This window comes from Halomonas sp. AOP43-A1-21, from assembly GCF_052376775.1.
In the GTDB taxonomy this organism is placed as follows: Bacteria; Pseudomonadota; Gammaproteobacteria; order Pseudomonadales; family Halomonadaceae; genus Vreelandella; species Vreelandella colorata.
This window is the reverse complement of record NZ_JBQSWC010000013.1, coordinates 40446-61166: the sequence shown is the minus strand read 5'-3', so window position 1 is coordinate 61166 and position 20721 is coordinate 40446. Positions and strand designations below refer to the sequence as shown.

At 54.8% G+C, this 20721-nt stretch carries 19 protein-coding genes; 11 read left to right on the top strand and 8 right to left on the bottom strand.

Annotation, left to right across the window (positions count from 1 at the left end):
* Positions 1-15: 15 nt before the first annotated feature.
* Together ACT3R7_RS09250 and ACT3R7_RS09245 are read right to left on the bottom strand one after the other, a co-directional pair.
* Entirely contained in the window at positions 16-534 is a 519-nt protein-coding gene (locus tag ACT3R7_RS09250; RefSeq protein ID WP_192537574.1) for a hypothetical protein, read from the bottom strand.
* Between the two features lie 150 nt (positions 535-684).
* Positions 685-1116 carry a MerR family transcriptional regulator gene (locus ACT3R7_RS09245; RefSeq protein WP_018917960.1) on the bottom strand — a complete coding sequence of 144 codons (432 nt, stop codon included), beginning with the start codon at positions 1114-1116 and terminating at the stop codon, positions 685-687.
* 71 nt (positions 1117-1187) lie between these two features.
* Between ACT3R7_RS09245 and ACT3R7_RS09240 the strand changes: the two genes are divergently transcribed.
* Entirely contained in the window at positions 1188-2210 is a 1023-nt protein-coding gene (locus tag ACT3R7_RS09240) for an SO_0444 family Cu/Zn efflux transporter (RefSeq protein WP_192537573.1), read from the top strand.
* A gap of 91 nt (positions 2211-2301) precedes the next feature.
* Here ACT3R7_RS09240 and ACT3R7_RS09235 read toward each other — a convergent pair whose 3' ends face one another.
* Positions 2302-3741, bottom strand: a complete 1440-nt coding sequence (locus ACT3R7_RS09235) for a PQQ-dependent sugar dehydrogenase (RefSeq protein ID WP_192537572.1) — start codon at positions 3739-3741, stop codon at positions 2302-2304.
* Positions 3738-4166, bottom strand: coding sequence for a DUF2231 domain-containing protein (locus ACT3R7_RS09230; RefSeq protein WP_192537571.1), 429 nt, complete (start codon positions 4164-4166; stop codon positions 3738-3740). The genes ACT3R7_RS09235 and ACT3R7_RS09230 overlap by 4 nt, the downstream gene beginning before the upstream one ends.
* 461 nt (positions 4167-4627) lie before the next feature.
* Here ACT3R7_RS09230 and ACT3R7_RS09225 point away from each other — a divergent pair, with 461 nt between their 5' ends.
* The 9 genes from ACT3R7_RS09225 to ACT3R7_RS09185 all read left to right on the top strand — a co-directional run bounded on the left by ACT3R7_RS09225 (position 4628) and on the right by ACT3R7_RS09185 (position 14769).
* Positions 4628-5350 carry an MIP/aquaporin family protein gene (locus ACT3R7_RS09225; protein WP_192537570.1) on the top strand — a complete coding sequence of 241 codons (723 nt, stop codon included), beginning with the start codon at positions 4628-4630 and terminating at the stop codon, positions 5348-5350.
* A gap of 96 nt (positions 5351-5446) precedes the next feature.
* Entirely contained in the window at positions 5447-6952 is a 1506-nt protein-coding gene (gene glpK, locus ACT3R7_RS09220) for a glycerol kinase GlpK (RefSeq protein WP_192537569.1), read from the top strand.
* Positions 6953-7237: 285 nt separating this feature from the next.
* Positions 7238-7990, top strand: a complete 753-nt coding sequence (locus ACT3R7_RS09215) for an ion transporter (RefSeq protein WP_192537568.1) — start codon at positions 7238-7240, stop codon at positions 7988-7990.
* Positions 7991-8194: 204 nt separating this feature from the next.
* Positions 8195-8710, top strand: coding sequence for a sigma-70 family RNA polymerase sigma factor (locus ACT3R7_RS09210; protein WP_192537567.1), 516 nt, complete (start codon positions 8195-8197; stop codon positions 8708-8710).
* A 5-nt stretch (positions 8711-8715) separates the two neighbouring features.
* Positions 8716-9690, top strand: a complete 975-nt coding sequence (locus tag ACT3R7_RS09205) for a FecR domain-containing protein (RefSeq protein ID WP_192537566.1) — start codon at positions 8716-8718, stop codon at positions 9688-9690.
* Between the two features lie 84 nt (positions 9691-9774).
* Positions 9775-12171 (top strand): TonB-dependent siderophore receptor, encoded by a 2397-nt coding sequence (locus tag ACT3R7_RS09200; RefSeq protein ID WP_225736095.1) that lies wholly within the window; start codon positions 9775-9777, stop codon positions 12169-12171.
* 40 nt (positions 12172-12211) lie between these two features.
* A complete protein-coding gene (locus tag ACT3R7_RS09195) occupies positions 12212-13078 on the top strand; it encodes an alpha/beta hydrolase (protein ID WP_192537565.1) in 867 nt (288 codons plus the stop codon).
* Positions 13079-13296: 218 nt separating this feature from the next.
* On the top strand, positions 13297-13746 hold the full coding sequence (locus tag ACT3R7_RS09190; RefSeq protein ID WP_192537564.1) for an Rrf2 family transcriptional regulator: 450 nt from the start codon (positions 13297-13299) through the stop codon (positions 13744-13746).
* Between the two features lie 126 nt (positions 13747-13872).
* Positions 13873-14769, top strand: a complete 897-nt coding sequence (locus ACT3R7_RS09185; RefSeq protein ID WP_192537563.1) for an NAD(P)/FAD-dependent oxidoreductase — start codon at positions 13873-13875, stop codon at positions 14767-14769.
* Positions 14770-14788: 19 nt separating this feature from the next.
* On the opposite strand, the gene ACT3R7_RS09180 is transcribed toward ACT3R7_RS09185, so the two are convergent.
* The gene (locus ACT3R7_RS09180) at positions 14789-15691 is read right to left on the bottom strand and encodes a LysR substrate-binding domain-containing protein (protein WP_192537562.1); all 903 of its coding nucleotides are present in this window, start codon (positions 15689-15691) and stop codon (positions 14789-14791) included.
* Between the two features lie 182 nt (positions 15692-15873).
* Here ACT3R7_RS09180 and ACT3R7_RS09175 point away from each other — a divergent pair, with 182 nt between their 5' ends.
* Entirely contained in the window at positions 15874-16452 is a 579-nt protein-coding gene (locus ACT3R7_RS09175; protein WP_192537561.1) for an NAD(P)H-dependent oxidoreductase, read from the top strand.
* Between the two features lie 35 nt (positions 16453-16487).
* Here the strand turns inward: ACT3R7_RS09175 and ACT3R7_RS09170 are convergent, their stop codons facing one another.
* The 3 genes from ACT3R7_RS09170 to ACT3R7_RS09160 form a co-directional block, all read right to left on the bottom strand.
* On the bottom strand, positions 16488-17624 hold the full coding sequence (locus tag ACT3R7_RS09170; RefSeq protein ID WP_192537560.1) for an MFS transporter: 1137 nt from the start codon (positions 17622-17624) through the stop codon (positions 16488-16490).
* A gap of 98 nt (positions 17625-17722) precedes the next feature.
* Positions 17723-19804 (bottom strand): FUSC family protein, encoded by a 2082-nt coding sequence (locus tag ACT3R7_RS09165; RefSeq protein WP_192537559.1) that lies wholly within the window; start codon positions 19802-19804, stop codon positions 17723-17725.
* 3 nt (positions 19805-19807) lie between these two features.
* Positions 19808-20716, bottom strand: a complete 909-nt coding sequence (locus ACT3R7_RS09160; protein ID WP_192537558.1) for an efflux RND transporter periplasmic adaptor subunit — start codon at positions 20714-20716, stop codon at positions 19808-19810.
* Between the last annotated feature and the right edge of the window lie 5 nt (positions 20717-20721).

Genomic DNA, 20721 nt, shown 5'->3' with positions numbered 1-20721 from the left:
TGGTAACAGACTGCTCTAATCAAGCTCGGATGGCTTGGGTTCAAACATAGGCTCTGTCGCGTTGGCAGGAAGGTCGTTCTCCATCGCCGCCAAGGCAATTTCATAGCAGTCGTCGATATGGCTATTGCCCATATACTTCATCGCTGTAAAGCTGATACCTCCGGCCACGGCGCTGCCGATAAAGGGCACAAATTTAGTAGCGCCTTTCGCGGCAACCTTAACGCCCATCTTTTGCAGCAGCGATACAACCAGTTTTTTGGTGATGTATTTTCCGGCCATCTTGCTGCCCACGTTGGAAATGGCAGTCATCACCATTACTTTGGATTCTGTATCCAGGCTTTCGATTTGTTCGGGCGTTAAACCGAATTTCTCATTAATTTTGGGAATCAGCCTTAACAATATGGCAACGTCTGAGCCGATATCTAAACCGGGAATGGGAATGATCGCCGTGCCCGCCGAAAGGCTTGAGCTTTTGGTTACCATTGTGCGGCAAGTCTTTCTGATCTCGTCGAGTTCTTCCCTTGTTTCGATCATGTGCTACTCCTTGTTTACGATTACTCTAACCTCAGCGTAGACGACGCTGCGTGAAAATGAGGGAATTCAATTCCGCGTGCCACCTCCCTATTTACCTACGTTTTTATTACCTATGCCTTTATTACCTATGCCTTTATTACCAGCATCTCTTTACCCACAGCCGCGTTCGCTGCAGGTGTGGGTGTGGTCGTACAGCGTTTGAATAATCTGGCAGTCGGCGGCTTTGCCGCCCCGGCACTGTTGTACCACTTGGCGTAACTCAGCGGCGAGCGCTTGCAGCTTGGCAATGCGCGCTTCCAAATGCTGAAGATGTCGAGTGGCGATGTCGTCAGCTGCGCCGCAGTCGGTATCAGGGTGGTCAGAAAGTGCCAGCAATTCCTGAATACTATGTAGATCAAGCCCCAGACTGCGACCATGACGAATAAAACCTATACGCTCTAGCGCTGCTTGATCGTAGTGCCGATAGCCTTGCTCGCTGCGTTTTGGAGCAGGCAATAACCCCAGCTTTTCATAATGGCGAATACTCTCCGGTGAGCAGCCGGTGCGGGTAGCTACCTCACCAATGCGATAAGCGTTTTTCATCAGCTTGACCCTGTAACGATTACAGGGTTTAGGCTAGACCCTATTCCCTCTGTGGATAAGTAGATGATGACATGACGCTGATATTCGAACTAATGCAAATCGCACTAACGGCAGCCCCGTGGCTGCTGTTGGGGCTGCTAATTGCTGGGTTGATCAAGGCATGGTTGCCGGAACATTTGCTCCAGCGCTGGATGGGCGGCCGCAGCCTTGGCAGCATTGTACGGGCGGCGTTCATTGGCATGCCGTTACCGCTGTGCTCATGTGGCGCAATTCCCACTGCTATTGCCTTGCACCGTGGCGGTGCCGGACGTGGGCCCACCACGTCGTTTTTAATCAGCACGCCTGGGGTCGGGGTTGATTCCATCTTGCTTACCAGCGTACTGCTTGGCCCACTGATGGCGGTAGTGCGGGTCGCAGGTGCGCTGGTAACCGCCATTGTGACCGGGCTGCTGGTCGGGTTTACGCGTGAAACTGAAACGCCAGTGCCGGCCACGTCCGGTGGCTGCTGCGCTTCATCGGGTTGCCATACGCCCGATTCAGACACCGGCGAACCCGTTGGCCTGAAAGCCGGATTGCGTTATGCATTCAGCGATTTATTGGACGACATCAGTACGTGGATGTTTGCCGGGCTACTCCTGGCCGGCGTGCTGGTTAGCCTGGTACCGCCGGATACGCTGGCTTATTACTCGGGCGGCCTGCTGGCGCTGGTACTGATGGCCGTAGTGGGGATTCCACTCTATATCTGCGCAGCGGCGGCTACGCCGGTGGCCGCCGGGCTGCTGTTGGCCGGGATTTCACCCGGCATGGCGCTGGTATTCTTACTGGCGGGGCCGATCACCAGCTTGGCGACGTTGGCCATTCTGCGCCGCGAGTTGGGCAATCCGGCACTGGCCGTATACCTTACCAGCGTGCTTGCTGTGACCGTGCTGGTGGGCTGGGTGTTTGACACGGTGCTGGGTATGACAGGCTGGAACCCTGTCGAGCAGGCAAGCGAGGTGCAGGAGCTGCTGCCTGTTTGGCTGGAGTGGTTGGCGCTCGGCATACTGGCACTGGTGGCTATTCGGCCAGTGCGTAAGCGGCTACTGGGGTTTTAAGCATTTTCAGTAGGTAAAAACGCCGGATGGGGAATGCCCACCCGGCGTTTGATTGGCCCTTAGCCACTTGAGGCGCTGACAACTGGCTGGGTTATTCAGTGGTCTCTGTCACGGACTCGTCTGTTTCCAGATCTTCGTTTTCCTGGTCTTCTGTGTTAGAGCCTTCTATATCAGGGCTTGCTGCTTCAGGATCTTCTGTCTCAGCGTCGTCTGCTTCGGACGCCTGTTGAGCGGGCGGATTATCCGGTGTCACCCGCCAGATCGCATTGGTCAGATCGTCGGCGATGATCAGCGCGCCGTCCGGATCAACCGTCACGCCCACAGGGCGGCCGAGTGCTCTACCATCATCGGTAAGAAACCCGCTGGCAAAATCAATCGGATCGCTGTCAGAGAGTTGGCCGTTGTTGAAGGGGATGAAGCTTACCTTGTAACCAACCGGATCGGCACGGTTCCAACTGCCGTGTTCGCCGACAAAAACGCCCTCAGCGTATTCTTCGCCCATGGCTGGGGTAGAGAACGCCAAGCCAAGCGGTGCCACGTGAGAGCCCAGGCTGTAGTCAGGCGCAATGGCGGATTCTACCTTTTCAGGATCTTCCGGTTGTACGCGTGGGTCGACATGTTGCCCCCAGTAGCTGTAGGGCCAGCCGTAAAAGCCGCCTTCCTGAACGGAGGTGAGATAATCCGGCACCAAGTCCGAGCCCAACTCGTCACGCTCGTTCACCACTGCCCAGAGCTGCTCGGTATCAGGATGAATGGCAAGCGCTGTCGGGTTGCGCAGGCCAGTGGCATAGGGCCGGTGAGCGCCCGTTTCGGCATCGATTTCCCACACTTCGGCGCGATTAACCTCAGCCTCCATACCGCGCTCGGTAATATTGCTGTTAGAGCCGATACCCACATAAAGATATTGGCCATCGGCGCTGGCGGTCATCGCCTTGGTCCAGTGGTGATTGATCTCTGAAGGTAGCTGCGCAATGACTTCAGGCGGCCCGCTGGCTTCTGTCTGGCCCTCTTCATAATCAAAACGCACCAGCGCGTCCTGATTGGCCACATAGAGGTTGTTATCTACCAGAGCTAGTCCATACGGCGCGTTCAGATCCTCCGCGAAGATCATCTGTTCGTAGTTGCCGTCACCATTTTCATCGCGCAGCAGGGTTAAGCGGTCGCCGCTTTCTACAGAGGTGTTGCCCTGGTCCTTGATATAGCCGGCGATTACGTCCTTGGGCTTTAACGCTGGCGCATTACCGCCACTGCCTTCGGCTACCAGAATATCGCCGTTGGGCAGCATGATGGTTTGCCGGGGTACCTTGAGATCAGAAGCGATCCTGGTGATGGTGTAGCCTTCGGGAACCGTAGGCAGCTGGTCGCCCCATTCGGCAGGTTCGGGAACCGTCATATCTGGCAGCAGCCCGCGCTGCGGTTCAGGGAGTGTAGGGTTGGGGCCGAAGGGCTGTTCGACATCAAAAGCGTAAGCGCCGCTGGCAGTCAGCAGCAGTGCCAAAGGCGTTGTATAGCGAAGTGCAAAATATTTCATGACGTTGCTCCGACGGTGCGCCGAGAAAAACCGATCCAAATCGCCGCGACGGTCAGTACGGTAACGATGATCGAAAGAATAAGGCCGGTAGGCATCATGGCCCATGCATCACGGGCATGAACTAGCGCATTGATAAAGCCGAGTATCCAGGTGACCAGCAAAATCAATGGATAGACCAGGACAAGCCCGCGGCGATGTTCGGCACGAAAGAGGCCGATAATTGCGCATAGAAAAGCCAGTCCCGCAAAAACAAGCCCCCCGGCAATTAACCAGGAAGAAAACGTGCTCCACTGGATATGGAAATTTTTCGAGTAGGCGTAATCACTTAGCGTAGCGCCAAGAAAAAGTGGAAAGGTGCTTGCAAGTAATAAGGCATGAAGCGGGTGGATGCCGCTTAGATAGGTCGTCGGTGAAGACCTCGACATAGTACGTTCCTCCTTGATAAGTGACCCCAAAAAACGTGGTCAGGCCCGCTTTTAATACGGGCTTAGGATGGCCAGCTCAATCGCTGCCACCCTGAGTATAGGTCACGTTTTGCTAACCCAAAAATCACTACGGTTATACTTTTTTAAAAAATATGCACAGAAGAAAACTATTCAATAACTATCCAAAATAAAATGTTCGTTAGTTGACAATTTAGGATCTTTGTGTGATCGAGTTAGTGGTTGTTTATAATAAGCGAACACGCATTAAACTAATGTCTATATTTGCATATAATTATATTAAAATCATATTCTTATATTGTGATTATGTAAAAGTTCGTTTTTTTATATTGTTTTTTAAAATGCCCGCTATAGGATGCCAAAAAGAAAACGAAATTTTCTAAAAAGAACATCCGGCTGCTTCAAAGAGTGACGAGTCGGTCAAACGGGGTAGCTGAGTAGCAATGCTTGAAACAATTTTTCTACACGAAATAGCCGGTACGGCCGTATTAACGTTATTGGGGTGCGGAGTGGTAGCTAATGTGCTGTTGAATAAAACCAACGGTAACAGTAGTGATGGCATCGTTATCTTCTTTGGTTGGGGACTCGCGGTTTTTTGTGCGGTTTATGTTGCCTATGACACCGGCGCCCATATCAACCCTGCCGTTACGCTTGCGTTGCTGGTAGGCCCGGCGAACGAGTACGCCCCCGGTATTCCTATCAACGCTATGACCACCGTCGCCTACTTTACGGCTGAAGTCATTGGCGCCTGGTTGGGTGCAACCATTTGCTACCTGGCCTATAAAAAGCATTACGACGCTACTGAAAATGCTTCAAGCATATTGGCGACGTTCTCCACAGGCCCGGCTATCCCTTCCTACGGTTGGAACCTGGTCACCGAGATCATTGGTACCTTTGTGCTGGTGTTTGTCATTATCATGTTTGGCCATACGCCGTCAGGGCTTGGTCCGCTGGCAGTGGCGCTGCTGGTAGTATCCATTGGTGCCTCGCTAGGCGGGCCAACAGGCTATGCGATCAACCCCGCTCGGGATTTAGGGCCGCGCATTGCTCACGCGCTACTTCCCATTAAGCATAAAGGGACGAGCAACTGGTCCTACGCCTGGGTGCCGATCCTGGGGCCTGCTGTCGGCAGCATCCTCGCCGGGCTTGCCGCCTATGTTTATTAAATTATCCGGGTTTATTAAGTCAGCCGGGTTTATTAAGCCAGCATGCTGATTTGATTTTAAAATAATCGTTTAACGTTAACGCTTGAGAGGCATTTCATGAGCCAGAAAAACTACGTCCTCGCTATTGATCAAGGCACCACCAGCTCGCGGGCGATGCTATTTGACCATGAAGGCCGGATAGCCAGCGTAGCGCAGCATGAGTTCGAACAGATTTTTACGCGCCCAGGTTGGGTCGAGCATTGCCCCCGCGAGATCATGACCAGCGTGCTGACCACCTTGACCGAGGTGATTAATAACAGCGGCGTGGATGTTTCCGAAATTGCCTCCATCGGTATTACCAACCAGCGTGAAACCACCGTGGTATGGGACAAACATACCGGGCAGGCCGTGCACAATGCCATTGTCTGGCAGTCGCGTCACTCCGCCGAGATCTGCGATGAGCTGCGTGAAGCGGGCCACGCCGATATGATTCGCGATAAAACCGGCCTGGTGATTGACGCTTATTTTTCCGCCACCAAGTTGAAGTGGATTTTCGAGAACGTAGCGGGCGTTAAGGAGAAAGCCGAAAAGGGCGATCTGCTGTTCGGCACCATTGATTCATGGCTGGTGTGGAACCTGACCGGCGGTGCCGTACACGCGACCGATGTCAGCAATGCATCCCGCACGATGCTGTTTAATATTCGTGATCGGCAGTGGGACCCGGAGCTACTCGAGCTGTTCGGCGTACCCGAATCGATGCTGCCCGAGATTAAATCCAGCAGTGAAATCTATGGCAACGTGTTGCCTAAGTTCCTGATGGGCCAGGAGGTACCGATTGCCGGTATCGCTGGCGACCAGAACGCCGCGCTGTTCGGCCAGGCCTGCTTCAAGCCGGGCATGGCGAAAAATACCTACGGCACCGGCTGTTTTACGCTGATGAATACCGGCACCCACGCCACGCCCTCCAAAAACGGCCTGCTCACTACCGTTGCCTGGGAAGTGGATGGCACGCTGGAGTACGCTCTGGAAGGCAGCGTGTTTGTGGCAGGCTCCGTAATCCAGTGGCTGCGTGATGGCCTGAGAATGCTGGGCAAGGCGTCCGATTCAGAAGCGTACGCCACCCGCGCCAAGGATAATGACGGCGTTTATATGGTGCCTGCCTTCACCGGCCTGGGGGCGCCTTACTGGAACTCCAACGTGCGCGGCGCCATGTTTGGGCTCTCTCGGGGCACCCAAAAAGAGCACTTTGTGCGCGCGGCGGTTGAATCGCTTGCCTATCAAAGCGCCGATGTTCTCAAAGCCATGCAGGCAGATGCCGACATTGCGCTGACCGAGCTGCGCACCGATGGCGGGGCGATCTCCAATGATTTTCTTGCTCAGTTCCAAGCCGATATACTGGGAGTGGACGTACTGCGCTGCGAGGTGAACGAGACCACCGCACTGGGTGCGGCTTATCTTGCCGGTCTTGCAGTCGGTTTCTGGAAATCACGCGATGAAATCGTAGAACAGTGGGCGCTAGAGCGGCGCTTTACGCCACAGATGAAAGACGAAAAGCGCGACGAGCTTTATGCCGGTTGGAAAAAGGCAGTTAACGCGACCATGGCGTTCCACGTAGAGTCCTAAGCTTGATGCTGTAAGCTCAGGTATTTGATAAGCCCCCGGCCCAGGTCGGGGGCTTTGCGTTAAGGACACCCATACCTGACTAATCAAGATTTAAAAGACACCATGCCTTTTTCTTTACAATCGATTACGCCTTCGGGTTTACTTGGATTTAGTTAATAAAAAGTGGTTCTAACCATTAAAGGTTCAAAGCCTGAGACGACCAAGGGAATAAGCACCTGAATATTTATGCCACTGTGGCAGTACGTCGATTGATGTGCGTCAACCGGTGCCCGCTGGAGCGAGGGCATGAATAAAGCCAAGCTCTATCACCAGTTAGCACCAGAAGCCTGGCATGAAAAGGGGTTGTCGAGACTCAACCAGCTTATTTGTCTGCTCATACTGCTTGCATCCCTTACCGCCATACTGGAAACCGAGCCGACGCTCAGAGCGATGGCGCCAGGGCTATTTACAGCGCTGGAGGCCGTGTTTATCGGTGTATTTACGATTGAGTATCTGCTGCGGCTATATACGATCGGTGAAGATCCGCGTTATCGCGGTGTTACAGGGCGTATTCGCTATATCTTCTCGTTCTGGGCGCTGGTGGATTTAATCGCCATTCTGCCTTTCTTCCTGGGTTTTATGACCCATAACAATGCCTTCTTACTGCGGCTTCTGCGTTTAGCGCGCATATTGCGTCTGGCACGTTTGGGACGGTTTAGCCAGGCATGGTCTGCCCTGGCAGACGCCCTTAAATCTCGCACCCATGAACTGTTGCTAAGTGCCGGAGTGGCAGGGCTTTTACTGCTGTTTTCATCCTGCTGCCTGTATGTGGTAGAAGCCGCCGCCCAGCCGGAAGCTTTTGGCAGCGTACCGCGCGCCCTATGGTGGAGCATCGCCACCCTGACCACAGTGGGCTATGGCGATGTCACGCCCATCACCGCACTGGGTAAGTTTTTTGCAGGCTTAACCGCTGTGGCAGGCATCGGCATTATCGCCATGCCCACGGGCATCCTGGCCGCCGCGTTTAGCGATGCGCTGCAAAATAAGCATCACTCGTAGAGGCCAGTCAGAGCGTTAACTCGCGTTTGCCACGCCACAGTAATCAACGGTATCAAGAGGCTTATCGCTTACGATGGCTTAGCGCATTCCATGAACTCAAAAAGACCCCTCCAAAAACACAGTTAAAACAAATGGTAATTATTTGCATTAAATAGTTACTATTATTAGAATTACTTCGGTTTGCTGACTGTTTTGGAGAGGGCAATGCCTGGTTCAGCTAAAAATACGCCGCTGGCCGAAATGTACAATACACATTATGGCTGGTTGCAATGCTGGCTGCAGCGCAAAACGGGCTGTAGTTGGCAGGCGGCTGATCTGGCTCAAGATACCTTCCTGCGCATTCTTACCTCCCCAGGCAATACTGCCCAAATTAGTAAAATTTATGAACCGCGCAGTTTTTTGACCACTATTGCCCGTCGGGTATGGATAGATTTTGTGCGCCGGGATGCGTTGGAAAAGGCCTGGCTGGAAGCGCTGAAACATCAATCCGAGCCTGTAGTCATTTCTCCGGAAGAGCAGGCGCTTATTCTGGAAACGCTGTTTCAGATCGATGCGATGCTGGAGGGGCTGGGCCATAAGGTCAGCCAGACATTTCTACTCTGCCATTTGGAAGGGCTGCGCTATGCCGAGATCGCCGAGCGTTTGGAAGTATCCGTAAGCTCAGTAAAAAAGTATATGGCCAAAGCCACTGAGCATTGTTTGCTGCTTATGTGTGAATAACCGCGATGATTGATAATCAGGCAGCCCGTAAAGACACCCTCAGATCTGCCGCCCGGTGGGATGCGCTGCTGCGCTCCGAGGATGTTACCGAGCAAGAAAAGCAGGCACATGACGCCTGGTTGAAGGCCGATCCGGCTCATACTTATGCTTGGCAACAGGTGGAAAAATTACGCCGACAGCTACAGTCAGTGCCCGGCACCGCGTCACTCAATACGTTGCAGCTTAAACAGTATCAGGGACATAGCCGCCGGGCAGTATTGCGCAGTTTTGCTTTGTTGGCTGCCGGAGGCGCGATTGGTTCGTTGGCATGGCGACAAGCCCCTACGCAAAGCTGGATGGCCAGTCATCGTACCGCACGAGGCGAACGTCGCAAATATAGTTTGGCGGATGGTACGCAATTGATACTCAATACTGCCACTGCACTGGACGTTGTGGAAACCTCGACGGCACGAGTGATCCGGCTCTACGAAGGCGAAATCTTTATACGCACAAGTGAACGCGCCAAAAAAGTTGCTGCTAATAAAGCGTTGCAGATACGCACTGAACAGGGCCTGGTTATACCGTTGGGAACCGTTTTTACGGTGCGCAAGCAAGATATGTCTACCCAGGTCACTGTGCTGGAAGATGAGGTCGAGTTGATCCCCTTGTCGGCTGGTGATAAGACCCAGCGTATTGTTGCCGGTGAGCAGGCGTGGATGAGTACACGTAATGTGAAGGTTGCCAACGCCGCCCCGCAAGCAGATAGCTGGACACGCGATTTGCTAGTGGTAGTGGATTGGCCGCTAAGTAGTTTAGTGGCCGAATTGAGCCGTTATCGCAAAGGCGTGCTGCGTTGTGACCCCTCGATTGCCGGGCTGCGGGTGTCCGGCTCTTTTCCTATTGATGATACTGGCCGGGCACTACAGGCTATTGCCAATGCGTTGCCGGTTAAAATCGACCGTCTGACCCACTACTGGGTAACCATAAAAGAGGTTAGTTAAAAAAACTCTATTATTTTTTGTCCCTTTTTCGATCTCGTTCGACCCATAGAGAGATTTATTGACTCTGAAATTAACGAGATAACGATGACAATGCATTTTAAGCTCTGCCAAACGCCCATGCTTCTTCGCCAGCATTACAACAAACCCTCGCGCGTGCTGGGTATTATATTGGGCTGCTTGCTGATGGCCCCACTATCCGCGCCGTTAGCGCAGGCGCAACAAACAGTGGAGGGCCAAACACAGCAGGCGGCAGGCCGTACATACAGTATCGAGCCGGGGCCACTAGGCAGCGTATTAAGCCAGTTTGCCAGTCATGCAGGTATCGTTCTATCCTTTCCCTCGAGCCTCACAGAACGCCTGCAAAGCGATGGCTTGCATGGACGTTATAGCGTGGAAGAAGGTTTTACACAGTTACTTCAGGGTAGTGGTTTGCAGGTGGTCAAGCAGGGCCCTGCCGATTACGTAATGGAGAAAGCTGATAAAGCAGAAGCCATGGTTTTGGATACCGTTGAGGTATTGGGAAGCAAAATCAGTAACGGCGGTTATTTGGCTTATAGCACCTCGGCGGGCACCAAAACTGATACGCCGCTTATAGAGCTTGCGCAAAGTGTCAGTGTTATAACGGATGAACAGCTGCGTGACCGTCAACCACAGACGGTAGAGCAGGCGGTCGCTTATACTGCTGGGGTTCGAACTGAAGCGGCGGGTATGGATCCACGCTTTGACTTGATCTCAATACGGGGCTACCCGACGGTTTACCATGGCGATTTCCTTGATGGATTGCGCCAGCCAAATAGCGGTTGGTTGTCTTACTATTCCACCGTGCCTTATAACCTGGAGCGCATCGAAGTCGTCAAAGGTCCGGACTCAATGCGCTATGGCCAGCTTTCACCGGGTGGGTTGGTTAATCGCGTCAGTAAGCGTCCTCAGGCAGACGCAACGCGGGAAGTGCAGCTTCAGGTAGGTAGCCATGATCATCTGCAAGGCCAATTCGATGTTGGTGGCGATATGGGGCGCGATGTTCAATACCGTTTGGTGGGCGTGATGCGCGATGCGCAAACGGATATTGAGCAGGTAGGTAATGATGTTGCTTTGCTGGCGCCGTCTCTCTCTTGGCAGATTAGTGATCGCACCGACATCACTTTTATCACTCAGTATCAGGAGCGTCTAACCTCCGCTTCTCCGCGCCCTTATCAGGACGGTGAAAACCTGACCCATTTTTGGTCCAGTGATGAGAACTTCGATAAGCTGGATCAAACGCAGTGGGCTTTGGGCTATGAGTTGAACCACCGTTTTAATAACCATCTGCAGCTGCAGCAAAACCTGCGATACGGCCAAGTAGATACTACCAACCAGTATCTTTCAGCGGGCGCCTTATCCGGCTCAACCTTGAGTCGTAGCAGTGTGGGTCTTTACGAAGAGATGGAGTCTCTGAGTACTGATACCCGGCTTGAGGCAACATTTAATCAAGGCGAGGTGGAGCACAAGGTGATGTTAGGTGCTGATTACTCCTTCCTTGAGAACGATGTTACTTATGCTGGAGGCAGCGCGCCCTCCATCGATATCAACAACCCAGACTACAGCCAACCAGTGGCCCAGCCGAGTACCGTCTGGACGGATGACAGTGGTAAAAACCACCGCAAAGGTCTTTATTTACAGGATCAGATTAAGCTCGATAACTGGCGTCTGACTGCAGGCGTTCGCCACGATTGGGCGCACGATGAAACCCACAACCATCTTACCGAAATTACCAGCGAACGCCGGGATGAGAAGAACACCTGGCGTTTTGGTGCGCTTTACGCGTTTGACTTTGGGCTATCGCCGTACTTTAACTATGCGCAGTCGTTTTTGCCTGAGGCCGGTACCGACGCAGAAGGCAATGACTTCGATCCCACCGACGGTGAGCAGTTCGAGCTGGGGCTGAAATATCAGCCAATGGGCAGTGATACGCTGCTAACAGCAGCAATCTACCAAATCCATGAAACCAATCGTAAAACTACTAATCTGGACAATCCGCTATTTCAGGAGCAGACCGGAGAAGTGCGTACCCGTGGATTTGAGCTTGAGGCTGTTGGAAATGTCACCGACGACCTGCGTATGACGGCAAGCTACAACTATAACCAAGCTGAAATAACGCAAGATAACGATGGCAACGAGGGCAGTGATCTAGCGAATACACCCCGTCATTTAGCATCTCTGTGGGTGGATTATCGGGTTCCCGAGCTTGATCGACTGCATCTGTCGGGCGGGGTGCGCTATATCGGTACTGAATACATCGATAATGCCAATAGCTATAAAAACAGCGCGTACAGCCTCGTTGATCTGGCGGCCCACTATGACTTCGGCGGCTCATTTCAGGGCGTTCGCGCCAGCCTCAATGCGTCTAACGTAACGGATGAAGAGCATATTTCCTGCGAGGGCATCTATTGCTATCGCGGAGCCGGCCGCAGCCTGATTGGCAGCATCTCGTACCAGTGGTGAATCCAGTAATAGGGCTACAGTGGTTAGGAGGCAACCTGCCATGAAGTTATTTATCAGTACTTTAATATTTAATGGGCTGCTGCTTGGGCCCGTATCAGCGGTGGCGGCGCCGAGCCAGGAGCCGGTGCCTGAACGGCCAGTAACCCTTGACCAGACGCTGGAATGGTCGATGCAAAATGAGGAGGGCGCTGCCTATCGGATTCTGATCAGCAAGCCCGAAGGCGAGGTGCCCTACAGCGGTGGTTACCCAGTGATCTATGTGCTGGATGCCAACGCGTATTTCGCTTCCCTGCATGAGGCCAAGCGGGCGCAAGAGCAGTTTCGCCAGGCCATTATTGTCGGCATCGCCTATCCTGGCGAGGCGCCCCATAATTTCTTGCGGCGCTCCTACGACTTATCACCGCCGGTACCAGAGGAAAATAACACACCTCCTCAGGGCGGGCAGGATGAGCTGTTGGATTTTATCGAGGATAGGTTGATGCCCGCCGTCGCTGAACGCTTCCCGGTGGATACTCATCACCAGAGCCTTTATGGCCACTCGTTTGGCGGCATGTTTGCGATTTATGCTCTGTTTACCCGACCAGATCTGTTTAATCACTTGGTTGCCGCCAGCCCGAGCCTTTGGTGGGATGATAGCTATCTGCTGAAACATGAACGCGATTTCAGGCAGCAGGTTGAAGCAGGCGAGGCTAATGTTATCCACCACAGTTTGTCATTGATCGTGGCTGACCACGACTCTCTTCAGAACCAGCAGGATGCCAGTCAGCTCTATCAGCGAATTGAACCACTGTCGGCATACGGCCTACGCAGCAGTTTTTATACAGTCGAGGGTGAGGATCATATGTCCGTTCCTTTTGTACTGGAATCGCGCGTTTTGAAGCAGATACTAGGCTCTCGGCACGGCTGATACTCTTGCTCTGCTTAACCGTCAAAACGGTAAAATATTCGTCATGGAGGTGTTGGTTTAAGCGTTTATATACATCATCGACAACGGCTCTATCAAAAACTCCATGCACAGCCGGGCACGTTGGAAAAGCGTGACGTGGATGCCAGCGCCCGGTAATGAATATGCTAAAGTTCGGCTATCCTTCATTTCCCTTGTTTCTACATGGATGATGTTTTCCCGTGAGAACCGATAGCCGCCTTTCTCGTATGCTGCATGTGCTTTTGCACATTGCCCGCGAATCCCGGCCGATTACCTCTGAACAGATCGGCGCCATGCTGGGCACCAATGGGGCCGTAGTACGCCGTACAATGGCGGGGCTGCGCAAGGCGGGTTATGTGAAATCCGAAAAGGGACATAACGGCGGTTGGCGTATCGCCTGCGATTTGCACAACGTAACCCTGCTGGACATCCACAACGCCGTGGGTGGGCCGCGCATTTTCGCTATTGGCACGGATCATACCAACCCTGATTGCGCGGTAGAACAGGTAGTCAACGCGGCGATTTTTGACGCCATGCATGAGGCCGAGGCTTTGCTTATCAATCGCTTGGGCGCCGTTACTCTCGCGGAGCTTGCCGAACAGTTTGACAATATCGCCACGCGCAAGGGTTATCAGCTACCGACGCTCTGATAGCGCATTATTTCGCTGACTCCTTTACTCCTGAGAATACGGGACTTGCTCTTGTAAGGTCTTTAATGTATCAATAAAAGATACATGAAATGGTTTTACTCTGGCGGGCACAACGGGAGACAGATGATGAGTGTTGATGCAGTGATTATTGGCGGAAGCTATGCGGGCATGGCAGCGGGTCTGCAGTTGGCGCGGGCAAGGCGAAACGTAGTGGTGATTGATGCGGGGGAGCCACGTAATCGTTTTGCCGCCCATTCGCATGGCTTTTTAGCTCAAGATGGTGTGCCGCCGGGCGAAATAGCGGCAGACGCTCGCAGTCAGCTAATGGAGTACCCAACAGTTGAGTGGCAGGCAGGGCGTGTGGAGGCGGTAACCGGGCAGGCGGATAACTTCTTGGTAGTGCTCAATAATGGCAGCACCTATCAGGCACGGCGCATTATTCTGGCCGCTGGCGTGACCGATGAGCTTCCGAGCTTACCAGGGCTCGCCGGCTTGTGGGGCAAACACGTTTTTCACTGCCCTTACTGCCACGGCTACGAGTTGGGCAAGGTAGGGATTGGCGTGCTGGCGACCTCTGAGCTTGCGATGCACCATGGCTTGATGCTGCCGGACTGGGGAGCAACCACGCTGTTTTTGAACGATGCCTTCGAGCCGAGTAGCGAACAGTTGACTCAGTTGGAGGCACGCGGTGCACATATTGAGCGTGGCGCCGTTGCTCAATTGGCTGAACAATCCGGTGCGGGCATTGAATTAATGATGAGCGATGGGCGTAAGTTTTCGCTAGCAGGGCTTTTCGTTGCCCCGACGCTGCACCTTGGGCCCTTAGTGGCTCAACTGGCGTGTGAGCTTGAAGAAACGCCAATGGGGTGCATCGTCAAAACCGATGCGATGCAGGCTACCTCCATTCCAGGCATTTTTGCCTGCGGTGATGTAGCCCGTGCGGGAGGATCCGTTACTTTTGCCGTGGCTGACGGTGTCATGGCAGGACTTTCGACGCATCGAACGCTGATGTTTGGGCTTTAATCATCGTTAGCCCAGACTTTTAACCCTGCAAATACTCCCCCGGCAGGCGTTCGGCCAGAAAATCCATAAACAGCCGGGCGCGCTGGGATAGCGTGGCCTGACGGTAGTAGACGGCATTGACGGCCTGCATTTGACGTTCGGTATGATTGGGCAGTACATCGACCAATGCACCTGCCTTGCGGGGCGTGATGGTCATGAAGTCGGCTAGACAGACGATCCCTTCGCCTTTAAGCGCGAGCTCAATCAGCGTGCTGCCGCTGGAGGCGGAGAGGGCGGGCGTAATGCGTAAGTATTCACCATCGGCACGGCGCAGCGGCCAGCGATTAAGGTGGTCAAGCTGGCTGAAGCCGAGCAGGCTGTGGCGCTCAAGGTCTTCAATGCTTTGTGGAGTGCCCGCGCGCTTAAGGTAAGCGGGGCTTGCCAGAATACGAAGCGGGCTATGGCCCAGGCGCCGTGCATGCAGCGATGAGTCGTCAAGCTCTCCAATACGAATGGCTAAATCCACACGCTGTTCCAGCAGGTCTACAAAACGGTCGTGGGTGTCCAGCTGTAGCGTTATGCCTGGGTAGCGGGCGCGAAACTCACCAAGCACTGGCACAATGACGAACTGCATGAAACTGGGCGCGGCATTTACCCGCAGCCGCCCTTGAGGCTGGCCGTGGTGATCCTGAACCGACTCTTCCGCCGCCTCTACCGCGGTCAAGATGCGGCGGCAGTGATCTAAAAACGTTTCGCCCTCTTCGGTCAGCTCCAGGCGCCGCGTGGTTCGACGCAGTAGGGTGGCGCCCAGCTTGCGTTCCAGGCGATTAAGCGCTCGGCTGACGCCCGACACCGTAATACTCAACCGTTCGGCGGCGCCGGTGATCGAACCGCTATCCACTACGGTAATAAATGCCTGCTGCTCTTCAAGGGTGGTTTTCATAACTGCGGCTCGCGCCTATTGGGTTAAAACACGTTTGTTGACTTTATATCAAAAGTCTCTTGCCAAGGGGCGGGTTTTTCCATGCCTGTGAGCATCTCATAATAGCCAACATTCAAGCCATACCGGTAGGGTTATCACCTATCGACAGGCAAGGTTATCTATTGGGTAAGAGGTTTTTAACGATGAAGATTCTGTTAATCAATGGCGGCAAGCCGTTCGCCCATTCTGGCGGTGAGCTCAACAATACCCTGCATGATGTGGCTTGGAGTACGTTAGCCGAGCAGGGCCATGAAGTTCGTGAAACGGTGATTGAGCAGGGCTACGAAGTGGAGGCCGAGGTGGAAAAGTTCCTCTGGGCGGACACCATCGTCTATCAGATGCCCGGCTGGTGGATGGGCGCGCCCTGGACCGTTAAGCGCTACATTGATGAAGTCTTTACCGCCGGGCACGGTTCACTTTACGCAAGCGACGGCCGCTCGCGCCAGGACCCCACCAAGCAATACGGTAGCGGCGGCTTGTTGCAAGGGCGTCGTTATATGCTTTCACTTACCTGGAATGCACCGCTGGCCGCCTTCGATGAAGCGGATAACTTCTTTGAGGGTCGCGGTGTTGATGGCGTTTACTTCCCGTTCCACAAGTCTCAGGAATTTATTGGCCTGGAAGCGCTGCCCATCTTTATCGCCAACGATGTGATCAAGGCACCGGACGTCGAGCGCGATATGGCCGCTTACACCCAGCACCTAGCGCGCCTGTTCGGCTAAACGATAGCTGAAAACCAGCGTTGGCTGAACAGGCGCTAGAAGCGCTCAAGTGATGAGGCAATGAACACGATGCACACTGCCAGCAGGCCAAGTATTCCGAAGGCATAGTGCAGCGAGATGAAGTGAGCGGTAAAGCCGATCAACGGCGGCCCGAGCAGCATGCCGCCATAGCCCAGGGACGCTACGCTGGCGATGGCGACGCCCGGTGGCGTATCGGGATCGTTGGCCGCGCGGGAAAATGCCAGCGGCATGATAAGCGCGTAGCCGATACCCAGGAAGAAGAAGCCAAGCAGCGCGGCCATGAAGTTGGCGGGAATGACGGCGAGAAGCACGCCGATGGTGGCCGAACACCCGGCAAAGCGTGCCGCGTTTGCCGGGCCTAGCCGGGAAATCACGCCGCCGCCGATCAAGCGCATGATGACCATGGCCAGCGAAAATACGGCGTACCCTATTGCTCCTTGGGCCGTGGTCGCCGACGTGACGGTGACCAGAAACAGTGCGCTCCAATCGGCGATGGCGCCTTCACCAAGTGAGGCGCACAGGGCGATGATCCCGACCCAAAGCAGGACACCATGGGGCAGCGGAAAGCGTTTCGCCCCCGCCGGACGGGGCCTTGTTTCAGATTTCCAGCCGATACTCGCAAGCCAGATCATGCTCACGTACATCGCGATGCCGATAAGCGAAAAGTGGGTAAGCAGCGATAGTTCCAGGCTGACCGCCAGATAGCCCGCCGCGGCACCGACGCCTGCGCCCAAACTCCACATGGCATGAAATGATGACATGACCGGCTTTTCGATGAAGCGCTCCGCCTCGCCAGCCCAGCTGTTCATGGTGACATCCATGGCACCATGGCCGGCACCGAAGAGAAACAGCGCCGCCGCCGTCAACCAGAGGTTGAAAGCGCAAGCGATCATCACTAGAGCAAGGGTGTAGGCGAGAGCAATCGCGAGGGTCGCACGCGCGGCGCCGAAGGTATCCGAAGCTCTGCCCGCCAACGGAAACGAGATCAGAGCGCCAAAAGCCAGCACGAGTAGCAGCAGGCCGAGCCGTCCGCCATCCAGGTCGTGGTGCAACGCCACCGTAGGAATGCGCGAAGCCCAGGTGCCGAACAGCCCGCCGTTGAGAAAGAACATGGCGGCGACCGCAAGCCAGACTCTGCGTGGACGAGACATGTAGCACCTCCATTGCCAAGCGGCTAAATTCCTTCACGTCTTCCGATATAGCCCCAGGGGCCTCCACCGCTCTAAAAGAGCCGGTTTTCACCAAGTAGCTAGGGGTCTTGTGCTTCTTGAGCAAAGTGCTTGGCCTGCGGTTTAGGCTTACGCTGCGGACGTTCTGCCATAATGCGCGCCAGGCGCTCAAGCGAGAGTTCCAGGCGCTCAATCAGACCTTCCAGCAGGACGCGGCGGTCGGCGGAGATATCGCCGTGGGTGGTAATGGCGTCTTCCAGCTGTTTTCCCGCTTCACGAATGCCTTTTGGCAGGTGGCCAGTAGCGCTGTCTTCAAAACCCACCGCTAAGGCACGCAGCACATTTTGATGCGCTTCACGAATGAGTGGATGCGGCGCATCGTCAAGCCGGTCGCGCAGCCGCAGTGTGGCGGTGCCTAAATCAAGCCCGGTCAGGCCAAGAATAAACAGGTGGCGCTGTTCTTCGGGCAGCATATCGTCGTGCTGGGCCAGATGCAGAAGGCGGTCGGCCATATGGCCGCTAAAGCGGGTTTCAGCATCGCGAATTGAACGGCGTCTTAGCTCGTGAATATCATTGGATATTGCCTTGATCAAACGCCGCCGCCTAAGCCGAGTCCCCAGCCCTGGCAGTAGGCGAAAGCCCATTACCACGCAGCTCAGGCCGATTACCACCGCGACTACCCGGTTGGCGAAGCTGTCAAACGAGAAGTCCATGCCGTTGCCGGGCATCGTCAGCAGGATGTTGAAGATGGTAAAGGCCAGGCAGTAGCCCATCGTGGCCAGGTTAGTCGCGCCTAATAGGCCTAAAAATAGCGGTGTCCCGAAAATGAGTGCCAGCAATGGAAAGCTATTGGCCTGAGAGAGCAGCACATGGCCGAACAGAAAGGCGCTGGGAATGGCCGCCAGCATGCCTTTGTAGAACATCATGGTAATCGCTATCGGGTTGTCACGACTGGCAAAGAAGGCCGAAAACAGGGTGCCCAGCATCATGGCGATCATGGCACTTTGCCAGGCGGTAACAATCCAGAAGACCGCGAGCAGCGAGAACACAATCCCTGAGCGTATCGCGTTGATACTTGCGGCGAGGTGGTCGCGGTGCCAGGCCAGCGGCGATGAGCGCAATTGATAGCGCCCCGGGGAGGCTATCGCTTCGCGGGCGTCAAGCATCACCATGGCGTGGCCAATGGACTCGCGTAGCCCCAGGCGCAGGCGACGATCCAGCGGTGCCAAGGTGGTTTCGTCGTTATTTTCATGCACCAGATGGCGTAGCGCCTGAAGCGTTTTTCTGGCGTCAGCAACGCCTTTAACGTGCTCGGCCTCCCGAAACCCCTGAGCCACCTGACAGGCAAGCTTCAGGCTTTGTGGATCAAGCCGGTCGGCATGATCGTGCATGAGCTGATGGAGCGCCTGCAAATTGGCGAAAAAGCGCAGCGTGCGCCGTGTGAGGACATGGGTCGCGCGCACTCGGCCAGGGCCGACCGGGCCTTCAAAGCGGGCCGCCTGGCTATCGGATTCAAGTAAGGTTAATGGCCCTAAACTGCCGCGCAGGGCCTTCTGCATCGCAGGAATGTCGTCGCTGGCTTCCAGGCGCAGGGCGGCATGCTCAAAAGCTTCATTGATGACGCTGTCTGCTTGGGTCGCCAGGTGCGTTCCCACGTGGGATGGCCATAGCAGCGAACTGACCAGCATCGCGCAGACCGCGCCCAGCCCCAGTTCAGAAAGGCGCGCCACCGCGATATCGAAAATCCCCGCAGGCGTGCTACCGCTGGAAATAACCACGATCAGCATGGCGGTCACCGCGGCCATCAGGCAACCGTAGGTGTAGTTGTTACGCCATAGCGAGCCGACATAGGTACACAGCATGATCCAGCCGGTCAGGGTAATCAGCGCGGGTATACGCGCTTGAGCGAACAGGGCCATGATAATGATGCCCGCCACGGCGCCGATAAAAGTGCCGCCAAGCTGGCAGATGCCTTTTTCGATCACCATGCCGCTCATCGGACGAATCTGAAGAAACGCCGCCGACATCAGCGCCCAGTAGGGGCGTTCCAAGTCAAACCAGAGCGCCACATAGAGCGCGAGCATCATCGCCAGGGTGGTCTTGATGGCAAATTTGACCGCCGTGGCGTTGGGCATTAAATACGTTTGAACGAACGGCGACATGGGTTACTCAGGCCGTGCGTTTTGGGTTTCGGTAGCGCGCTCGGCAGGACGCTCGACAGGACGGACATGAACGGTGGCCGTCATGCCGACACTCAGCAACGTTTCATCGGGGATTTCATCCAGGGCAATACGTACCGGGATGCGCTGCGCCAGGCGTACCCAGTTGAACGTAGGCGCAACCTGAGGCAGCAGTTGCTGGTTCAGGTTGGTATTGCTGTCGGCAATGCCCCGGCCAATCCCTACCACGTGGCCGTTAAGGTGCGTATCGCCGTTCATTAAGACGACATCGACCGGGTCGCCCACGTGAATTGTGGCCATTTTGGTTTCTTCAAAATAACCCACCACGTAGTAAGAATTGGCGGCGATCAGCGCCAGTACTGAGCTTCCGCGGTTGACGTAGTTACCGGCCGAAAGCTGCACATTCAGCACATGACCGCTTACCGGCGCGTTAATCTGGGTTCTCTCCAGGTCAAGCTGGGCGCTTGCCAGATCAGCCTCAGCCTGCTGCAGGTCAGCGGCGGCAATGCGCGAATTTACCTGGGCAACCTGCTGATCCTCAGCGCTAATCGCGCGGCTATTGCGCAGCTGATTGCGGCGGCCCTCTTCGGCCCGGTTGAGCTCAAGCGTTGCCTGACGATGTTCTACCGTTGCCTGGGCTTTATTCACTGCCGCTTGATAGCGTGCATCGTCGATCTCAAACAGCGTATCACCCTGGGCAACGTAATCGGTGTCGGCCACGTTAAGGGTGCGTACCCAGCCGGAGACATCCGGGGCAATGGTGATGACTTCTGCATGCACGCGGGCGTCGCGCGTCCAGGGCGTATAAAGGTAATAGCGCCATAGCCAGGCACCGGCGGCAACGGCAATCGCGACAATAATAAGGGTCAGCAGAATACGAAGCGAAGGGCGCATTAAGG